Genomic DNA, 17747 nt, shown 5'->3' on the forward strand with positions numbered 1-17747 from the left:
TGCCTTGCATATCGGTAAGGTTTGCCTGAAACGCTAGGTCTGCGCCGTGATCGATGCCCGCACGCAGGCCAGCACGTGGTAATCAAATCGCCCTTCCAGGGCCTCGAACACCGCTTTCAAGCCTTGGCCTGCGTGCTGGGCAAAGGCCGCTCGGATCTGCTCTTGGGTGGCCGCATCCAGACTGATCACGTCCTCGAGCGCCAGCGCGCCGCTTTCGATTACATCGGCCAGGTGGCGGTAAACGGTGTTGGGGGAAAGCCCCCGCGCCTGGGCAATCTCTTCCGGCGTTAGCCCTTGGCGTAAAAGCGTGGCGGACTCCTGAGCGCTGTCGCCCACAGGGGCGATCAAGGGCGCATCCTTGTGTGCGGTGATGACCGCCAGAATCCCCTCGCCGTAATCCTCGAGCTTGCGTGCGCCGATACCGGTAATACCGCCAAGGGCGGCCAGGTTTTGCGGGCGGTGTTCGTTGAGCTCGGCAAGCGTTGCATCGTTGAAGATGACGTAGGCAGGCACGCCCTGGGTGTCGGCAAGCATCTTGCGATGCTCGCGAAGCGCGTCCCACAGGGCACCGTGGCCCTGGGCGGGAGATCCGCCCTTGCTACGGCGGGTGGCTTTGGCCTTGGTGGGCTTGCGCAGGGTAAGCGGCTGCTCGCCGCGCAGCACCGGCTTGGCATTGGCGGTGAGATGAATGCCGCCGTGGCCCTCCATGTCCACACTCAAATAACCGCTGGCGATCAGCTGGCGATAAAGCGCCTTCCACTCGTTGGCGGAGAGTTCGCTGCCGATTCCGAAAGTGCTGATCCGGTCATGGCCGAAGCGGGTGATGCGTTCGTTGGTCTTTCCCAGCAGCACGTCCACCAGATACGTGACGCCGAAGCGCTGCTCGGTACGGTAAACGCATGAGAGCGCCTTTTGCGCTGCCACGGTGGCGTCCCAGGTGTCCGGCGGGGTCAGGCAGTTGTCGCAGTTGCCGCAGGGCGAATCGAGATGGTCGCCGAAGTAGTGCAAAAGCGCCTGGCGGCGGCAGCTGATGATCTCGCAAAGCCCCAGCATGGCGTCGAGCTTCTGCTGCTCGATGCGCTTTTGCTGGTCCGCGGCGCTTGAGTCCTGCTGCATCTGGCGCAGCGTGATCACGTCCTGAAGCCCGTAGGACATCCACGCATCCGCGGCCAAGCCATCGCGCCCGGCGCGGCCGGTCTCCTGGTAGTAGGCCTCGATGCTCTTGGGCAGGTTCAAGTGCCCGACAAAGCGCACGTCCGGCTTGTCGATACCCATGCCGAAGGCAATGGTGGCGACCACCACCACGCCGTCTTCACGTAGAAAACGGGTCTGATGCTCCTGGCGCTGCTCGGGGGGCAGGCCCGCGTGGTAGGGAAGAGCGGTCAGCCCCTGGCGCTGTAGCCAGACGGCGGTGTCTTCCACCTTCTTTCGGGAAAGGCAGTAGACGATACCCGCTTCGCCGTCGTGGTTCTCACGGATGAAGCGTAAGAGCGCCTCGCGGGCGTTGCCCTGGTTTTCGGCGATATGGTAGCGGATGTTGGGCCGGTCGAAGCCGTTATTGAAAAGCGCCGCGTCTTCGAGCTGCAGGTGCTCGATGATATCGCCCCGGGTGGGCACATCCGCGGTGGCGGTGAGGGCAATGCGCGGTACCTGGGGAAAGCGCTGGTGAAGCTGGGAGAGCTGGCGGTACTCGGGGCGAAAGTCGTGGCCCCACTGGGAGACACAGTGGGCTTCATCGATGGCGAACAGGGCAATATGGGCCTGCTCCAGCAGCATCTGCATGCGCGCCGTGGCCAGGCGCTCAGGTGCCACGTACAAAAGATCCAGGTCGCCTGAGCGCAGGCGGTTCTCCACCTCGACCGCCTCATGGTAGTCGAGGCTGGAGTTCAGGTAGGCCGCGCGCACGCCGTTCTGCTCGAGGGCGGCCACCTGATCCTGCATCAGGGCGATCAGGGGCGAGACCACGATGGCGGTGCCTTCGCGCAACAGTGCCGGGATCTGGTAGCACAGCGACTTGCCGCCGCCGGTGGGCATCAGCACCAGCGCGTCGCCGCCGTTGATCACATGTTCGATGATCGCCTGCTGCGGGCCGCGAAACTGATCAAAGCCAAAGACCTCCTGCAGTACCTTCAACGCCGCCGGGTGGGGTTCGCCGTGCATTATCGCTCTCCTTGTTGCCAGGCTGGAGATTGTCGCACGAAAAATCGGGTAAGTGCCCGCCTAGCGAATCCCGGCGCGCAGGAACGACTGCACGAACTGACGCTGGAACAGCAGAAAGGCGATCAACAGTGGGGCGATGCTTAACAGCGTGGCCGCACTCACCGTGGCCCAGTTCACCCCGGTTTCCGGGGCGGAAAATACTCCCAGACCCACGGTAAGCGGGCGGCTTTCCACCGAGTTGGTCACCACCAGTGGCCACAGGAAATTGTTCCAGTGATGGCTGACCGATACCAGGGCGTAGGCAAGATACGTGGGCTTGGCCAGCGGCACGTATACCTTCCATAAAACGCCCAGCCAGCTGCAGCCCTCGATGCGGGCAGCGTCCTCAAGCTCCCGGGGAATGGTCTTGAACGTCTGGCGTAACAGAAAGATACCGAAGGCGCTGGCCACGTAAGGCAAGCCGATGCCGGTAATGGTATTGATCAGGCCCAGGCCGCTGACGAGGCGGTAGTTCTCCACGATCAGCACTTCGGGAAACACGAAAAGCTGAATCAGCACCAGCATGAAAAGCGTGTTCTTGCCAGGAACGGGAAAGCGCGCAAAGGCGAACGCCGCCAGGGTGCAGACCACGAACTGGGCCATTACCACCCCGGTGACCAGTAAAAAGGTGTTCAGGTAATAGCGGGCAAACGGCGCCTGGGACCAGGCTCTGGCGAAGTTATCCAGCGTCAGGGGCGCGAAAAGCTCGAAGCGCACCATGAACGCCGGCGGGTGAAACGCCGCCCATACCGCGTAGAGCAGCGGAAATATCCAGATAATCGCCAACAGCCAGGCGGCCAGGGTCTCCAGGGAAACAGGGCTTGCGAAACGGCGAGGGGCGGCGACGGCCAACGTACTCATTGGTAGTGCGTCCTGCGGTCGAGGATCAAAAACTTCAGCGTGGCGATCAGGGCAAGTACGATGAGAATCACCACCGTGATCGTGGCCGCCGTGGTGCGATCGAAAAACGAGAAGGCGTTCTCGTACACGTAGTAAAGCAGCAGGTTGGTGGCGTTGTTGGGGCCGCCCTTGGTCAGGATGAACAGGTGGTCGATGACGCGCACGGCGTTGATCAGCGCGTTGATCAGCACGAACAACGTGGTGGGCATCAAAAGTGGAAACGTCACCCGCCAGAAGTAGCGCCAGCGGCTGGTGCCCTCGAGATCCGCGGCTTCCTTGAGTTCCGGCGCAATCGCCTGCAGGGCGGCCAGATAAAAGATCATGAAAAAGCCCGCTTCCTTCCACACCGACATGACGATGATCGAGCCAAGCGCCACGCCCGGGTCGCCCAGCCAGTTCACCCCGGAAAAGCCCAGCGCCCCTAAAAGCTTGTTGAAAAGCCCGATCTGCGGGGCGTAGAAGAACATCCAGATGTTGGCCGCGGCGATCATCGGCAAAATGGTGGGGGTGAAGTAGGCCATGCGCACCAGCCCCCGGCCGGGAAGCCTGCCGTTGACGAAAAGCGCCATGGCCAGGGCCAGGGCAATCGAGGTGGGAATGGTGCCGAGCGCGTAGATCAGGTTGTTGCGCGCCACTTTCCAGAACGTGGGGTCGTCGAACAGGTACCGGTAGTTCTCCAGGCCCACGAATTCAGGCCCCGCGCCGCGAAAGCCGGGCATGAAAAGGCTGTTGATCACCGTGGTGATCGTGGGCAGGTAGGCGAACACGGCCAGCAAAACGGCCGCGGGTAGCAGCAAGAGTGCCCCGAAAAGCTGCATTTTATGATGAGCGGTGAAGGTCATGAGAAAAAACCGCAGGTGAATAAAAGCCGGGCAAACGCCCGGCCAGTCGGTAACAGTTAGCGGGCGTAGCGGCGCAGAATGCCGTCGGCTTCGCGCTGGGCCTGGCCTAGTGCGTCACTTGGCGACATCTGGCCCGTCAGGGCCGCCTGCACCGCGTTGTCCAGCGCGCGGCGGATACGTCCGCCCTGATAGGTGGAAAGCTCCGCCGTTCCATGCTCCAGCTGGTCTCGGGCGACCGCAGCTGGTGGGAAGTTTTCCACGTAGTCTTGCAGGGCTTCGGTTTCGTAAGCGGCGGGGCTCACGCCCATGTAGCCGGTCTCGATCGACCAATCGGCGGCGCGCTCGGGGGAGGTCATCCAGCGGATGAACGTCATCGCGGCGTGCTGTTCTTCTTCGGAGGCGTCCTTGAATACGTAGAAGTTGCCGCCGCCGGTGGGGCTGCCGCGCTGCTCCTTCATGGGCAGCATGGCCACGCCGAAGTCGAAGTTCGCCTCGTTGCGCGCGGCGGTCAGGTTGCCGGTGGTGTGCCACATCATGGCGGTGGACTGCTCGACGAAGTTCTGGCGCAGCGTGCCCCACTCGATGGTGCCTTCGGGCATGGCGTCGTGTTCGTGGATCAGCGAGACCCAGTACTCCAGCGCCTCGACGGCGGCCGGATCGTCAAAGTATACTTCGGTGCCGTCCTCGCTCATCAGGCGGTGGCCGTTCTGAAAGGCGAACGCCTGGAACATCCAGTAGGGGTAGCCGGTAGAGGGCACCATCACGCCCCACTGCTCGCCACCGCTTGCCTTGCGAATAGTGGCAGCCATCTCGGCCATCTCGTCCCAGTTCTCCGGCGGTGTTTCAGGGTCGAGTCCCGCGGCTTCAAAGGCTTCCTTGTTCCAGAACAGCACAACGGTGGAGCGCTGGAAGGGAATGCCGTAGGTCTTGCCGTCGAGCTGGCTGTTTTCCATCAGGCCCGGGTAAAAGCCATCCAGCCACGTGCGCTCGTCATCGCTTTCGACCAGGTCATCGAAGGCGACGATGACGTCCTGTTCCACCAGTTCGTAAAGATCGATGGCCGACAGCACCGAAATCTGCGGTGGCTGTTCGGCATCCAGCGCCGAGATGGCGCGCACGCGAGTATCGTCGTAATTACCGGCGTAGATCGCCTCTACGCTGATCTCGGGATGCTCGCTCTCGAATTCGGCGACCAGATTATCCACCACCTCGGTCAAGGCGCCGCCTACCGCGACGGGGTAGTACATGGTCAGCTGGACCGGTTCTTGCGCGTGGGCTTGCCCGGCGCTCAGCAGTGCGGTTGCCAGGGCCGTCATCGTAAAGGAAGAAAGTGAACGCATGGTCGATCTCTCAGGGGTTAATGTTGGAACGAGCCCACCTGGGGTGAGCGAGTGACGCGACGTAGATCCCCCGGCAGCGCGCTGGGCGCCAGGTCCGTGGATCGCATTCCGTCCTCGGCGAAAAGGTGGGCGCTTTCGGGAGCCCAGTAGAGGCGGCAGGCTGAATCATTCAAGGCGGGTTTGCCGTTAAGGCGAACCCGCAAGGTGTGCTCGCCCACCGCCACGTACACGATGGTGTCGGCGCCCAGGTACTCTTCACTCAAGATACGTGCCGGCACGCCCGGGGCATCTGCCGGACGAAGTTCGATATCCTCGGGGCGAATACCCAACTGCCCGCCCGCCGACTTGAGCGGGGCGACCGTTGTCGTGGGTTCACCTTCAATGACGGCGCCGGCGTCACCGGCGATCAGGGGGAGTAGGTTCATCGCAGGGCTTCCTATGAAGCTGGCGGCAAAGGCGCTCGCCGGGTGGTTGTAAAGCTCGTCTGGCGAGCCGTCCTGAACGATACGGCCGTGCTGCATCAAAATGACCCGGTCGCCCATGCTCATGGCTTCCACCTGGTCGTGGGTGACGTAGATGACCGTCATGTTCAATCGGCTCTGCAGCGCCTTGATTTCACGGCGCATGTCGGCCCTCAGGCGGGCATCCAGGTTGGAAAGCGGCTCATCCATCAGGCAAATGGGGTGCTCGGAGATAATGGCGCGTGCCAGCGCCACCCGCTGACGCTGGCCACCGGAGAGCTTGGCGGGCTTTCGGTCCAGATAACGGGTCAGGTCCACAAGCTCCGCCACCTGGGCAAGTCGCGCCTGGCGCTCGGCTTTGGGCACGCGGCGACTCTTGAGCCCGAATACGATGTTCTCCGCCACGCTCAAATGAGGAAAAAGCGCGTAGGACTGAAACACCATGGAAAGGCCCCGGTCGCCGGGGGGAAGACGGGTCACGTCGCGCTCACCGATATGAATCTCGCCACTGGAGGCTTCTTCAAGCCCGGCAATCATGCGAAGCGTGGTGGATTTGCCACAGCCCGACGGCCCGAGCAGGATGACGAACTGCCCCGGTGTGACGTCAAAGGAGACGTTGTCGACGGCGACGGTGGCGTCCCACTGCTTGGTAACGCCTTCTAGACGGATACGCGATTGGCTCATTACTCAACGCTCAGTTCTGAACTGGGTGACTATGGCCAACCACTGTGCGTCAACGGTGTGGCAGTTGCGTGACGCTCGCGTGTCGATCCTGTGTCAGCGGCCGGGGTTGCCTGTGGTCGCCAACCCGTGGCGCTTTAACTTGCGCACCACGCTGGACTGGCTGACCCCTAGGCGCTTGGCGATGGCGTAGGTGCTGGTGTGCGTCTGGCAAAGCTCTTCAAGAAGCTGGCGCTCGAGGCGTGCCAGATAGGCGGGCAGGGTTTCATCGACCCCAAGCGGTGCGCTTGCCAAAGCCGAAGGCCGCGGCGGTTCATGCTCGGCGGTGGGCTGGGGCGCGAGCGCAACACTATCGATCTGATCGCTTGGGCTCGATAACCAGGCGCGTTCCAGCCAGTTTTCCAGCTCGCGGACATTACCCGGCCAGTCGCTTCCCATGAGCATCGACCAGACGTGGTTGCCCAGAAACTTCTGCCGCCCGTAGTGGGCGTTCAGCCGCGAAAGGCTGGCTTCGACCAGGCTCGGAATATCCTCCCGGCGCTCGCGAAGCGGGGGCAGCGTCACGGGAATCACGTTGAGGCGATAATAGAGATCCAGCCGGAAAAGCCCCTCCTGTACCCGGCGGGCCAGGTCCTGATTGGTGGCTACCACCAGACGAAAATCGACCCGGCGGGCGCGGGTATCGCCCAGGCGGGTGAGCTTGCCGTCCTGAATCACCTTCAAGAGCTTGGTCTGCATCAACAGCGGCAGTTCGCCGATTTCATCGAGAAACAGCGTACCGCCCTCGGCCTGCTCCAGAAGCCCGGCCTTGCCCTGGCGGGCGGCGCCGCTGAACGCCCCGGGCTGATAGCCGAACATCTCGGACTCGAACAGGTTTTCCGGAATCGCTGCACAGTTGACCTCGATGAACGGGCCCTCGCCCCGGGCGCTCCAGCGGTGAAGCTGCTTGGCGAACGCCGTCTTGCCCACGCCGGATTCGCCCAGCATCAGAACGTTGGCGCTGGACGGGGCAACGCGCTTGAGCAGAAGCGCCACCTCGCGCATCACGTGGCTTCTGACCTGAAGGTTCTCCAGAGCGCTATCCAGTGCCTGATCATCGGCGCTGGCACCGTTATGGCCGCGCTTGATGTGCTCGTTGAAGCGCTTTTGCAGCAGGGCGTATTCATCCTGCAGAAGCTGTAGATCGGTCAGATCCCGGGAGCGGCTGATGATGCGCTCGAGTTTGCCGTTCACAAACACCGGATGGGCCTCGGCGATGACCCGGCGGCCGGTGCCGGTGGTCTGCATCAACTGAGCAGGGCGCTGGGTGCGCATCACTTCAAGGCTGATGGAGGGTTTCAAGATGCCGCTTTGTTCAAGGGTCTTGACGTTGCTGCCCAGCAACTCATCCCGAGACATGCCGTATACCGCCTCGACGCCGGGGCTGATATCCAGCACCTGCCCGCGCCCGCTGACGATAAAGAAATGGTCGTTGGCAGTCTCCACAATGGTTTTGAGCACGCTGCGATCGAGGTCGTCCACCTGGCCCCCTTATGAACCGATAATGACTTGATTGATGCATTAAGGACTTAATATTACGCGCTTTTGAGTCATTCTTGCATTAATACGCTCGAGAGCCCCTGTTAACGCCCTTGTTTCAGCCTCTCGCAGGCTTGGCACGTTAAATGCAGTGGTAAAGGGATAGGTAACTGCAAGCGGCTTTCAACAAGCCCGCGCCGAAAACACAGGAGATCGTGATGTCTGATTTCAACCAGCCGCTGGGCGGCAACAGCGTACCCCGCTTTGGCGGGCCCGCCACCATGATGCGCCTGCCCTCCCAGGAGAGTGCCGAAGGCCTGAATGTCGCCTTTATCGGTATCCCGATGGATATCGGCACCTCCAACCGCCCTGGCACGCGCATGGGGCCGCGCCAGATCCGCGACGAGTCACGCATGCTGCGCCCCTACAACATGGCCACCCGCGCCGCGCCCTTCGAGAGCCTGCAGGTGGCAGACATCGGCGATGTACCGATCAACACCTTCCACCTGCCCAAAAGCATCGACATCATCACCGCGTTTTTTGACGACGTGCTGAGTCACGACTGCACGCCGCTGACCCTTGGCGGCGATCACACCATGACGCTGCCGATTCTGCGCGCCATGGCGAAAAAGCACGGCCCGGTGGGGCTGATTCACATCGACGCCCATGCCGATGTCAATGAACACATGTTCGGCGAGAAGATCGCCCACGGCACCACCTTCCGTCGCGCCCAGGAAGAGGGGCTGCTGGCTCAGGGCAAGGTCGTGCAGATCGGTCTACGGGGTACCGGCTACGCCGCCGAGGATTTCGACTGGTGCCGCGACCAGGGCTTTCGTGTGGTGCAGGCCGAGGAGTGCTGGTACCGCTCGCTTGCGCCATTGATGGAAGAAGTGCGCCAGCAAATGGGGGATACGCCGGTGTACATCAGTTTCGACATCGACGGGCTGGACCCTTCCGTGGCGCCGGGTACCGGCACGGTGGAGATGGGCGGGCTGACTTCCATGCAGGGGCTCGAGATCGTGCGCGGCGCGGCAGGGCTCAATATCGTCGGGGGTGATCTGGTCGAGGTTTCCCCGCCCTATGACCCCTGCGGCAACACGGCGTTGATGGGCGCCACTCTTCTATACGAGATGCTCTGCGTGCTGCCGGGGGTGAAAAAAGAGGATTGATCCTGCGACGAAAGCGCCAATCATAAGGCGCAGCGTCAAGCCACCGTGCTTAAGCAACAAAGGGAGGCCGGGCCTCCCGTTCAAACGCCGCCAGCCCACCTCAATAATCATTCCTAACAGGTGAACGTATGTCGTATTCCCAAGCGAAATCTGACGAGCCCGGTTTTGATGCGCCCATTCCTCGTGCCCATCTGCTCAAGTTTCTGATCCCATCGATTATCGGCGTTTTACTCTTTCTCGTGCCGTTTAAAACCGGTGAGTCGGTCAATATCGGCATGGGCATGATGGCCGACGGCTTGCAGGCGCTTCTCGGCGAAGCGCTTGCGCTGATTGCCATGCTGGTGCTGTGCGCGTCGGTCGTGGTCACGCTCTATGTGAAAGCGGCCAAGCCCGGCTGGGCTCGGGGCGGCCATTTCGGTGACATGTTTCAGGTGGGCATGATCTGGGTGGCGCTGCGCATTCTGGGCGCCATCTTCGTGATCATGACCTATTTCCAGGTGGGGCCTGAGTTCGTCACCGCGTCCTTTACCGGGGGCGTGATGCTCAATGACCTGGCGCCGGTACTGCTGACGTTCTTCTTCTTCGCGGCGATCCTGCTGCCGTTCCTGGTCGAGTTCGGCTTCATGGAGTTTATCGGCACCATGGTGCGCAAGCCGTTTCGAGTGATCTTCAACCTGCCCGGGCGCAGCGCCATCGATGCCACCGCCTCCTGGATGGGCTCGGGCACCGTGGGAGTGCTGATCACAGCCCAGCAGTACGAGCAGGGTTACTACAATGGCCGCGAAGCCTCGGTCATCGCGACCAATTTCTCGGTTGCCTCGATTGCCTTCAGCCTGCTGGTCACCAACTTCGTGGGCATCAACCACCTGTTCGTGCCGTTCTACTTTACCGTGGTGGTGTCGGGGCTGGTGGCGGCGGTGATCGTGTCGCGCATTCCGCCGCTTTCCTTGAAAGCCAACGACTACTACGCGCCGGTGGGCTGTCAGATTCGCGAAGAAAACACCGGTAAGGCAGGACTTTTCCGCTACAGCCTTTTGCAAGCGACGCGCCGCGCCGCCAGGGCTCCGGGCCCGATGGCGCTTGCCAAACTCGCGCTGATCAACGTGATCGATATCTTCCTCACGCTGTTGCCGCTGGTGTTCGCCATCGGCACCGTGGCGCTGATTCTCGCCGAGTTCACGCCGCTGTTCACCTGGCTCTCCTACCCAATGGTGCCGGTGCTCGAACTGCTGCGCATTCCCGAAGCCCAGGCGGCGGCCCCGGCCACGCTGGTCGGCTTTGCGGATATGTTCCTGCCCGCGGTACTGGCCACCAATATCGACAGCGAACTCACGCGCTTCGTGATCGCCTGCCTTTCCATGACGCAGCTGGTGTACATGTCCGAGATCGGCGCGCTGCTGCTGAAGTCGAAAATTCCCATCGCGCTTTGGGAGCTGGCGGCGGTGTTTTTGCTGCGCACCGCGATCACGCTGCCCATCATCGCCTTCATGGCGCATACGTTTTTCTTTTGAGGTATAGCGCCAAGGCCATCGTATTGAAATCAATGCCAAACGCTGCGTGTAAGTATGGTTAACACGCAGCGTTTGGCGTTTATGGGTGAAAAACGACTTATCAAGCCGAGAGGGGAGCAGTGTCAGCTGGGTAATATAAGGCGGTGAGTGTGTATCGATATCAGGAGACGATCAGTTGGTCCAACCGCTGTTCGAGCCATTCCCACAAAGAGAGGGTGTCCTCACCGATGAACACCAGCTGGCTTTTACGCTGAGCGCCATGGTCCAATTCCGCGCTGGAAAGCTTGCCCGCGGCCCGCTGGAGCGCTAGCACACGGCCATCACCCAGACATACGATGCCTTTGAAACGAATGACTTGCTTGGGCAGGTCATCAAGTAAAGCGCGCAAGGCGCTGACGTCGATATGACCGGCATGTTGCCAACTAAGCGTTTTGAGTCCTAGCGCCCCAATATTTGTAGACGCTCCAGAGGGCGTTCGCACCGGGCGAAAGATAGTGGCCCCAAGCGTGGGCAAGGGCCATAGCACGAAATCGACCGGCAATGCGGCGTGTGTCGAGCGTATACGGCGGCTGTCGGGCAGCAGAAGCCTCTGTTCGAGTTGCTCGATGTCTTCAAGGGCCACCAAATCGCTTTTATTGACGATGACCAGGTCGGCGTTTTCAATTTGCGACGCGACAAGATGGCGTAGTGGTGAACTCAAACTCTCGTAATCAAGGGCCGCATCGACCAGCGTGATGACGCCTTCAAGTCGAGCTTTGGCGCGAAGCCTAGGATAACCCAATACGTTAACGACGCGTTCTGGGTCGGATACTCCGCTGCATTCGATCAATAGATGATCAAGCTGATCGCCCTTGCTGTTAACTAGCGACTCGATCGAGGAGGAGAGCTCTCCTTGCAAGCTACAGCATACACAGCCGTTGCTCAGGGTTATGAGGTTGTCCTGACGCTCGTTGATGAGTGATTGGTCGATATTGAGCGCGCCGAAATCATTAACCATCACGCCCAAGCGGTGGCCGTTGGCCTGACTCAGTAGATGGTTGATCAGCGTGGTTTTGCCGGCGCCTAGAAATCCCGCAACAATCGTTACGCCAAGCGGGGTCGGCTCACTGAGCGTTGGAGCAAGTGCCATGGGTCGTTGACGCCTCAGAAGATTTGAGCTCGATTTCGACAAAAGCAAAATGCTCGTCGCCGGCGTTGATAACGTTATGCTCGACGCCAGCCAAGCGGTGGTAGGTATCACCCGCTTTCACATGGACATCTTGGCTACCTTCTGATGTTTCTAAGCGCATGACGCCATCAATAATGGGGACAACGAGATAATCCAGCCCGTGCCGATGCCAGCCCGTCTGCGTTTTCGGAGCGAAATCCCAGTGCGTCACGATGACACTTTGATTATCTAACTGAACCGTTGCTTTTGCCGACGTCGCTGACATGAGGTCTCCTAGTTAAAAATAAGGTTGGGTAGCCAAAGGGCGATTTGTGGAAACAGAACGAGTAGTACGATGCCCAAGACCTGCATGGCCAAGAAGGGCACCACCGACCGATAAAGATCCCCCGTGGTGACTTCTGGTGGGGCAACCGAGCGCATGTAAAAAAGGTTATAGCCAAAAGGCGGAGTCAGATAAGCCGTTTGCATGGCGAGTACGAACAGGATGGCAAACCAGATCGGATCGAATCCCAATGCTTTGATAATGGGCACGTAGAGCGGCACGGTGATGAACAAAATAGCCGAGTCATCTAAAAACATGCCTAGTAATAGGTAGCTGAGCAAGATTACTGTCAGTACCAGGTAAGGGCTGAGATCCGCCGCCATGATTTGACCCACTATTGCTTGGCCAGCACCGAGTGCGATATAGATCTTGGAAAAAACTACCGCGCCGATCATGATCCACATCAGCATGCCCATGATACGTGCCGTACTGTAAAGCGCGTTGCTGAGCATGGTAAAGTTGAGCTTACGATTGGCGAGCGCGCACAGCATCGCGCCGCTTGCCCCCAGTGCCGAGGCTTCCGTGGGGGAGGCTACGCCCGCCGCCATAGTACCAAGGACCACGGTAATCAGGGCGCCGGGAAGGGCGATAGCCTTCAGCGATTTTAACTTTTCGACAGTGTTGATGCGCTCGAAGGCCTCGATAGGCGGTCCCAGTGCCGGGTTGCGATGGCAACGAATGCCGATATAGATCATGTAAATCACGGCCAGCATGATTCCCGGCATGATACCTGCCGCAAATAGTTTGCCGACGGATTCGCGGGTTAAAAATGCGTAGAGGATCATGACCAGCGACGGCGGAATCAAGAAACCCAGCGCCCCTCCGGCCATGATTGTGCCCGCCGAAAGCTGCTTATTATAGCCACGTTTTAACATGGCAGGCAGCGCAATCAGGCCAAGGCTTACCGTGGCTGCGCCGGTAATACCCACCATGGCAGCAATAAGTGCACAGATGACGACCGTTCCCATTCCTAAGCCGCCACGTACTCCGCCCATGATTTTATAGATCATGCCAAACAGGTCATCGGCAATGCCGGAGCGCTCCAGAATCATGCCCATGAGTATAAAAAGCGGAAGAGCGACCAAGATGAACTCGTTCATCAGGCCAAAGACCGATGGCAGCATAATGCCTAGGCTATCTGGCCCCCATATCCAATAGCCAAAACCAACGCCTACGCCCATCAGTGTCCAGGCTAAGGGAACCCCAAAAGACATTAAGGTCAGCATGGCCCCGAACATCAATAGGGTGAGGAGTACGGGATCAATGCTTACCATGTGAATCTCCCGTTACGTCGACGGTGTGATCAGATAAAGGCTCGGGATCCAGAGGGTGGCCTAACAATGTGCATAGATGGCGAAGCGTATTGGCCAACATCTGCATCATGATCAGCAGTACCGCGACGGGAATCATTACTTTGATTGGCCAGATAATCGGCGCCCACGTACTGCGAAAAGAGCGTTCCTGCATCGCAACGGACTGCATGGCGAAATCGTAGGCACTCTTTAAAAGAAGTGACAAAAGAATCAGCGTTAGCGCCCCGATAACGAAAGAAACCAACGCCTGACCTTTCGGCGAAAGGCGTTGATAAAAAATATCGATCCGGACGTGACCTTGCCATTTCTCGGTGTAGGCGCCCGCCAAGATGGCATAAACGCCATATGTCAGGGTCGATGCTTCATGCGCCCAATTGGTGGGAGAACTAAGTAGTTGGCGCGATGCAACCTCGTACACAAGGATACATACCAGACCAAAACCGATCCACGCGACCAGTCGCCCAAGCCATTCGCTCAGGCGGTCCTGCCAGCGGATCCAAGTATGAAGCACGTTCATGGTTTGGCTCCAGATTACTCAAGGCGCCCATTGTCTTGGGCCATGTTTCGGATCATGTCGATCGCTTGTGCAGCGACAGGGGATTTCTCAGCTTCGGCGTTCCATACCTGTTGCGCCGCCTCGGTCATCGCTAGAATGTCTTCCTCTGGCAAGGTTGTGGTCTCGAAAAGATGAGCCGCTTCTTCGTTCCATTCGACAAACTTTTGATGGCGATAGTCGGCCCACTCGGCCGTGACTTCCGTGAACGTGTTTTGGAGATCGTCGGACATGCTGTTCCAAATATTTTGGTTGACCAGAATGTTGTCCACGAACCCTGGGTACAGCATGTTCATCTCGGTGTAACTCGTGGCTACTTCATTGAGTTTGAGCACCGAGTAGTCGTAGGGACCACCGTAAATCAAGCCGTCTATGGCGTTGGTGCTGAGCGCTATATAAAATTCCTGCGGCGGAATATAGACGGTGGGAATATCGAACTCGCTGAGTACCGCCGATACCGAGGGCGTCGCGCGGATTTTGAGTTTCCTCAAATCCTCAAGAGACTCCACGGGCTCCTTGGTGAGCAGGTTAAATCTCCCACCGAATATTGGCACGGTGTAGTGGACGCCTTGCTGAGCGTAGTTATCAGCCAGTAACTCTCCTAAACCTCGTTCATTCCAAAGCTCTTGAGCCTCCTCGAGGCTTGTCCACGCCATAGGAATTCCCGACTCGAGCACAGCTGTATCCATCTGACCGCCCCAATAACCCCCGTAGCCGTAGATCGCCTGCAACGTGCCTCCACGAAGAGCGGCGAACATCTGATCGTTAGGCACCAGTTCCCCACCTCTAAAAATATTGAGCTGGATGCGGCCGTCGCTGGCCTCCGCGAGCATTTCTTGGTAGCGCTGAAAAATATCGTCCTCTTCTGTACCGGTATAGCGCTGCATACGGATGTTGATAACCTCATCTTCCTGAGCCATCGCGGCAACAGGAAAGAGGGCAGCGCTGCTTGCCAGCACAATTGACGCCAGACCAACCTTAATCGAAGCGCTAAGGTGGATGGGTGTAAACGTATTGTTGTCCATTGTCTGTCTCCCGTTTAAAAGCAATGATTAGTTGTTCTACAAAGTCTTTTCGGTATTGCTCGTGGAGGGTATAACCCACTCGTTGTCGCCTCGCGCGGTCGTCACGTACTCCGGCCAACGAAAATGGATCGGTGGCTGATAGTCGCAAAGCGGGGCCAGCCACTTGTCGCCGCCAATACCGCCTCCTGTGCGCTCTTCAAACTCTGCCTTGGCGCTCTTGAGTGCCTCTGGAGCCTCAAAGAGATCCAATAGTGTCAGCGCTACGGTCTTGGCGGCGGTTTCGATCATGGGGTCAATACAGGGCGCCAGCCCGCCCAAGGCATTCATCACCCAGTCGGGGTAGGGGCTGCCATCATCGCGTGGTGCCAAAGACGGTCTTCCGATATAAAGGCGCACGGTAGGGGCGTGCCAGCTATATTCGGTGTAATCATCCGAGGTGAAGTGGGTTTGGTTAGGGGGAAGTATCTGGCGTAGCTCACGCTCGGCATCTTGGGGCTCACGCAAGGTTTCAATGTCGGTTAGAAACGGTTTATCCATCGGCCTCATGCCTAGGTTCGTCTGGATCTGACGAGCTAACTCAATGGCTTCTTGGCCGAGCTTGGGCGGGCCTACGCGCTTCAGGTTGTCGAACGTCAGCTGGGCGAGCGCGTGGTTGGCAAGGCCTGGGCGCGATTTGGCAACCCAGTGGCGTTCGACCCGGCAATGAGTTAGTTGCGCCACCGATTCAGCGATATGGTCTAGGCCACGAACGACGTGCTCGGCTTGCTCGACGCTCGAGACGCGAATGAAGTATTGGATTTGGGACATCTGTGCGGCCAGATTGTCGGCGGTTGCCTGGCCCGCATTCAAAATGACCTCATTCATTGACCAGTTGAGGCCACTGGCAAGCACGTGCTCGCGCAGGGCTTTAGCATTAGTATACATCTGGGTAACCGCGTCGTTAGCCCCGGGCGCTCGGGCACTGGCGTGCGATGCGGCGATCGGTGAATGACTGCCGCGCGTCATCCAGGTTTCGGGGCTGTCACATACAAACGTATAAATGACGCCATAAGCTGTACCGCAGTGCGTGTCCCACCGCGTGGTATTGCATAGCGGTAGCATATAGAAAGGATGAAAGCTGATTGCCGCATCCAGATCGTCATAGTAGCCACGAGCGGCATGGATCGGCTTTGAGCCGCGCACTTTTTCGGCCGGTTCACCAAAGAATTTTAGTGTGCCGGCAATTCCCTTCGCTTGCATCAAGGCTTGCATGGCAAGAAAGCCGCCCAGCGAGCCCATGCCCAAGGCTGAGTGTGGATCCGTATGCCCGCCGGCCCAGGGGCTCAAATTATCGCGAGGACGCTTGACGGTATCGGCGGCTTGGCAGTTGCCAGGTACGGCATCGTATTCGGCGTAGCCGCCTAACGTGGGGCCCTCACCGTTACTCCAGGTAGCGCAGAAGGCGGTAGGCATACCGGCTGAACCCTCTTCGACCTCGAAACCATACTCCCTTAATAAATCGATATAAAAACGGGCCGAGCGATACTCGCGCCAAGCAGTTTCAGCGTAGTGCCAGATGATCTGGTTCCATTCGGATAGCTTAGGCATTAGCGCTTCGACGTTCTGGGCCAAGTCGTCACGCTGTGTTTGAGTAGTCATCAAAGCTCCTCTTATCAGTGTTATTGCTTTAAAAACTACTATAGAGCAAACTCATCTCATCAAAAGTCAAAATAAATCATCTTATTGGTTAAAATGTCTCAACAAAAGCATTGTCATCTTCCTTCTTTACAGGCCTTGCGTGCTTTCGAGGCGTTAGCGCGCTTGGGCAGCCTTACTGAAGCAGCCGATTACCTGAGCCTTACGCGTAGCGCCATCAGTCATCAACTGAGGCTTTTGGAAAGCCAGCTCAATATTCGGCTTTACGAGCGTAGAGGTCGGGGCGTGGTATTAACGCCGGCTGGCCAGCTCTATGCAGAGGAGGTTCGGGGGGTACTTCAGAACCTTGAGCGCATTCACTCTAATCTTCCCGACCAGGAATACAACGGACACTTGCACGTCTGTCTGCCACCCGGCTTTGCCGCCAGCGTGGTGAGCCGCCACGTTAACGACTTTTATCGTACCTACCCCACCATTCGTTTACATCTCAGCACCAATAGGGAAAACGAAACGATCAATCAGCCCCACTTCGATCTTTTCGTGGTGTTCAGCGATGGCATCCACAATGAGCAACACGTCGAGCTATTAGCTCAGCCGATGTATCACCCGGTATGTAGCCCTACATTGCTCAATGAGCTGAGTATTACCCACCTTCGCGATCTTGAACGTGCCACGCTCTTACACCTTCACGACAATCATGACTGGCAGTTATGGTTAGCGGGATGCTCAGTCAAAAATTCTGTACGCATTGAATCCGGTCTCTACTTTTCCAATGTTTTGCTTGTCTTACAGGCGGCTATCTCTGGACAGGGAATCGCCATGGGCGATGACGTGGTTTGTGGCGATAGCCTAAGCAAGGGACAGTTAGTGCGGCCTTTCAATGAAAAGATCGTTAGTGACCGCTCCTACTACCTGGTAACGCCACCAAGCCGTGTCGACGACCCGAACGTCAAGGCGTTCAGTGATTGGTTGAAAAAGCTGCTGGCAAGACTTTTAAGTGCCTCTGCAGTTTCCGGATGATCATGACAATACGCGAATAAGGTTCACCCCAGGCGCAAGAAATTACCACCTTATCGCTTAATCAGATGGTTTATGGTGAATCTTGCACAA

General features: G+C 58.5%; 15 protein-coding genes. 3 read left to right on the forward strand and 12 right to left on the reverse strand.

Annotated features, from left to right (window positions below; translation table 11 throughout):
* Positions 1 to 33: 33 nt before the first annotated feature.
* From recQ to ACWF8S_RS02220, 6 genes are all read right to left on the reverse strand, one after another.
* The gene (gene recQ / locus ACWF8S_RS02195) at positions 34 to 2160 is read right to left on the reverse strand and encodes a DNA helicase RecQ (RefSeq protein WP_447555184.1); all 2127 of its coding nucleotides are present in this window, start codon (positions 2158 to 2160) and stop codon (positions 34 to 36) included.
* Between the two features lie 60 nt (positions 2161 to 2220).
* Positions 2221 to 3060 carry a carbohydrate ABC transporter permease gene (locus tag ACWF8S_RS02200; protein ID WP_447555185.1) on the reverse strand — a complete coding sequence of 280 codons (840 nt, stop codon included), beginning with the start codon at positions 3058 to 3060 and terminating at the stop codon, positions 2221 to 2223.
* Positions 3057 to 3941 (reverse strand): carbohydrate ABC transporter permease, encoded by an 885-nt coding sequence (locus tag ACWF8S_RS02205; RefSeq protein ID WP_447555186.1) that lies wholly within the window; start codon positions 3939 to 3941, stop codon positions 3057 to 3059. Before ACWF8S_RS02205 ends, ACWF8S_RS02200 begins: the two co-directional genes overlap by 4 nt.
* 56 nt (positions 3942 to 3997) lie before the next feature.
* Positions 3998 to 5281, reverse strand: coding sequence for an ABC transporter substrate-binding protein (locus tag ACWF8S_RS02210; RefSeq protein WP_447555187.1), 1284 nt, complete (start codon positions 5279 to 5281; stop codon positions 3998 to 4000).
* Between the two features lie 17 nt (positions 5282 to 5298).
* Positions 5299 to 6426: an ABC transporter ATP-binding protein gene (locus tag ACWF8S_RS02215; RefSeq protein WP_447555188.1), complete on the reverse strand. Its 1128-nt coding sequence runs from the start codon at positions 6424 to 6426 to the stop codon at positions 5299 to 5301.
* A 93-nt stretch (positions 6427 to 6519) separates the two neighbouring features.
* A complete protein-coding gene (locus tag ACWF8S_RS02220) occupies positions 6520 to 7944 on the reverse strand; it encodes a sigma-54 interaction domain-containing protein (protein WP_447555189.1) in 1425 nt (474 codons plus the stop codon).
* A gap of 215 nt (positions 7945 to 8159) precedes the next feature.
* On the opposite strand from ACWF8S_RS02220, the gene speB reads away from it, so the two are divergent.
* Together speB and ACWF8S_RS02230 are read left to right on the forward strand one after the other, a co-directional pair.
* Positions 8160 to 9110: an agmatinase gene (gene speB, locus ACWF8S_RS02225; RefSeq protein WP_447555190.1), complete on the forward strand. Its 951-nt coding sequence runs from the start codon at positions 8160 to 8162 to the stop codon at positions 9108 to 9110.
* A gap of 128 nt (positions 9111 to 9238) precedes the next feature.
* On the forward strand, positions 9239 to 10621 hold the full coding sequence (locus ACWF8S_RS02230; protein WP_447555191.1) for a YjiH family protein: 1383 nt from the start codon (positions 9239 to 9241) through the stop codon (positions 10619 to 10621).
* A 160-nt stretch (positions 10622 to 10781) separates the two neighbouring features.
* Here the strand turns inward: ACWF8S_RS02230 and ACWF8S_RS02235 are convergent, their stop codons facing one another.
* Genes ACWF8S_RS02235 through ACWF8S_RS02260 form a run of 6 tightly spaced genes read right to left on the reverse strand, consistent with a single transcriptional unit; the run spans position 10782 to position 16613 of the window.
* A complete protein-coding gene (locus ACWF8S_RS02235; RefSeq protein WP_447555192.1) occupies positions 10782 to 11750 on the reverse strand; it encodes a CobW family GTP-binding protein in 969 nt (322 codons plus the stop codon).
* Positions 11725 to 12054: a cupin domain-containing protein gene (locus ACWF8S_RS02240; RefSeq protein ID WP_447555193.1), complete on the reverse strand. Its 330-nt coding sequence runs from the start codon at positions 12052 to 12054 to the stop codon at positions 11725 to 11727. The genes ACWF8S_RS02235 and ACWF8S_RS02240 overlap by 26 nt, the downstream gene beginning before the upstream one ends.
* Positions 12055 to 12062: 8 nt before the next feature.
* Positions 12063 to 13385 carry a TRAP transporter large permease gene (locus ACWF8S_RS02245; protein WP_447555194.1) on the reverse strand — a complete coding sequence of 441 codons (1323 nt, stop codon included), beginning with the start codon at positions 13383 to 13385 and terminating at the stop codon, positions 12063 to 12065.
* The gene (locus tag ACWF8S_RS02250) at positions 13372 to 13941 is read right to left on the reverse strand and encodes a TRAP transporter small permease subunit (RefSeq protein WP_447555195.1); all 570 of its coding nucleotides are present in this window, start codon (positions 13939 to 13941) and stop codon (positions 13372 to 13374) included. Before ACWF8S_RS02250 ends, ACWF8S_RS02245 begins: the two co-directional genes overlap by 14 nt.
* Before the next feature lie 14 nt (positions 13942 to 13955).
* Entirely contained in the window at positions 13956 to 15002 is a 1047-nt protein-coding gene (gene dctP / locus ACWF8S_RS02255) for a TRAP transporter substrate-binding protein DctP (RefSeq protein WP_447555196.1), read from the reverse strand.
* A 36-nt stretch (positions 15003 to 15038) separates the two neighbouring features.
* On the reverse strand, positions 15039 to 16613 hold the full coding sequence (locus tag ACWF8S_RS02260; protein WP_447555197.1) for an amidohydrolase: 1575 nt from the start codon (positions 16611 to 16613) through the stop codon (positions 15039 to 15041).
* 120 nt (positions 16614 to 16733) lie between these two features.
* On the opposite strand from ACWF8S_RS02260, the gene ACWF8S_RS02265 reads away from it, so the two are divergent.
* Positions 16734 to 17657: a LysR substrate-binding domain-containing protein gene (locus tag ACWF8S_RS02265; protein ID WP_447555198.1), complete on the forward strand. Its 924-nt coding sequence runs from the start codon at positions 16734 to 16736 to the stop codon at positions 17655 to 17657.
* The last annotated feature ends 90 nt before the right edge of the window (positions 17658 to 17747 follow it).

The organism is Vreelandella xerophytica, assembly GCF_968048975.1.

Excerpts from the sequence above, each read along its gene's own strand:
- ACWF8S_RS02265 (WP_447555198.1), top strand. The coding sequence starts at position 16,734 with ATGTCTCAACAAAAGCATTGTCATCTTCCTTCTTTACAGGCCTTGCGT.
- ACWF8S_RS02245 (WP_447555194.1), bottom strand. The coding sequence starts at position 13,385 with ATGGTAAGCATTGATCCCGTACTCCTCACCCTATTGATGTTCGGGGCC.
- ACWF8S_RS02210 (WP_447555187.1), bottom strand. The coding sequence starts at position 5,281 with ATGCGTTCACTTTCTTCCTTTACGATGACGGCCCTGGCAACCGCACTG.
- dctP (WP_447555196.1), bottom strand. The coding sequence starts at position 15,002 with ATGGACAACAATACGTTTACACCCATCCACCTTAGCGCTTCGATTAAG.
- recQ (WP_447555184.1), bottom strand. The coding sequence starts at position 2,160 with ATGCACGGCGAACCCCACCCGGCGGCGTTGAAGGTACTGCAGGAGGTC.
- ACWF8S_RS02250 (WP_447555195.1), bottom strand. The coding sequence starts at position 13,941 with ATGAACGTGCTTCATACTTGGATCCGCTGGCAGGACCGCCTGAGCGAA.
- ACWF8S_RS02205 (WP_447555186.1), bottom strand. The coding sequence starts at position 3,941 with ATGACCTTCACCGCTCATCATAAAATGCAGCTTTTCGGGGCACTCTTG.
- ACWF8S_RS02230 (WP_447555191.1), top strand. The coding sequence starts at position 9,239 with ATGTCGTATTCCCAAGCGAAATCTGACGAGCCCGGTTTTGATGCGCCC.
- ACWF8S_RS02235 (WP_447555192.1), bottom strand. The coding sequence starts at position 11,750 with ATGGCACTTGCTCCAACGCTCAGTGAGCCGACCCCGCTTGGCGTAACG.
- ACWF8S_RS02240 (WP_447555193.1), bottom strand. The coding sequence starts at position 12,054 with ATGTCAGCGACGTCGGCAAAAGCAACGGTTCAGTTAGATAATCAAAGT.
- ACWF8S_RS02215 (WP_447555188.1), bottom strand. The coding sequence starts at position 6,426 with ATGAGCCAATCGCGTATCCGTCTAGAAGGCGTTACCAAGCAGTGGGAC.
- speB (WP_447555190.1), top strand. The coding sequence starts at position 8,160 with ATGTCTGATTTCAACCAGCCGCTGGGCGGCAACAGCGTACCCCGCTTT.
- ACWF8S_RS02200 (WP_447555185.1), bottom strand. The coding sequence starts at position 3,060 with ATGAGTACGTTGGCCGTCGCCGCCCCTCGCCGTTTCGCAAGCCCTGTT.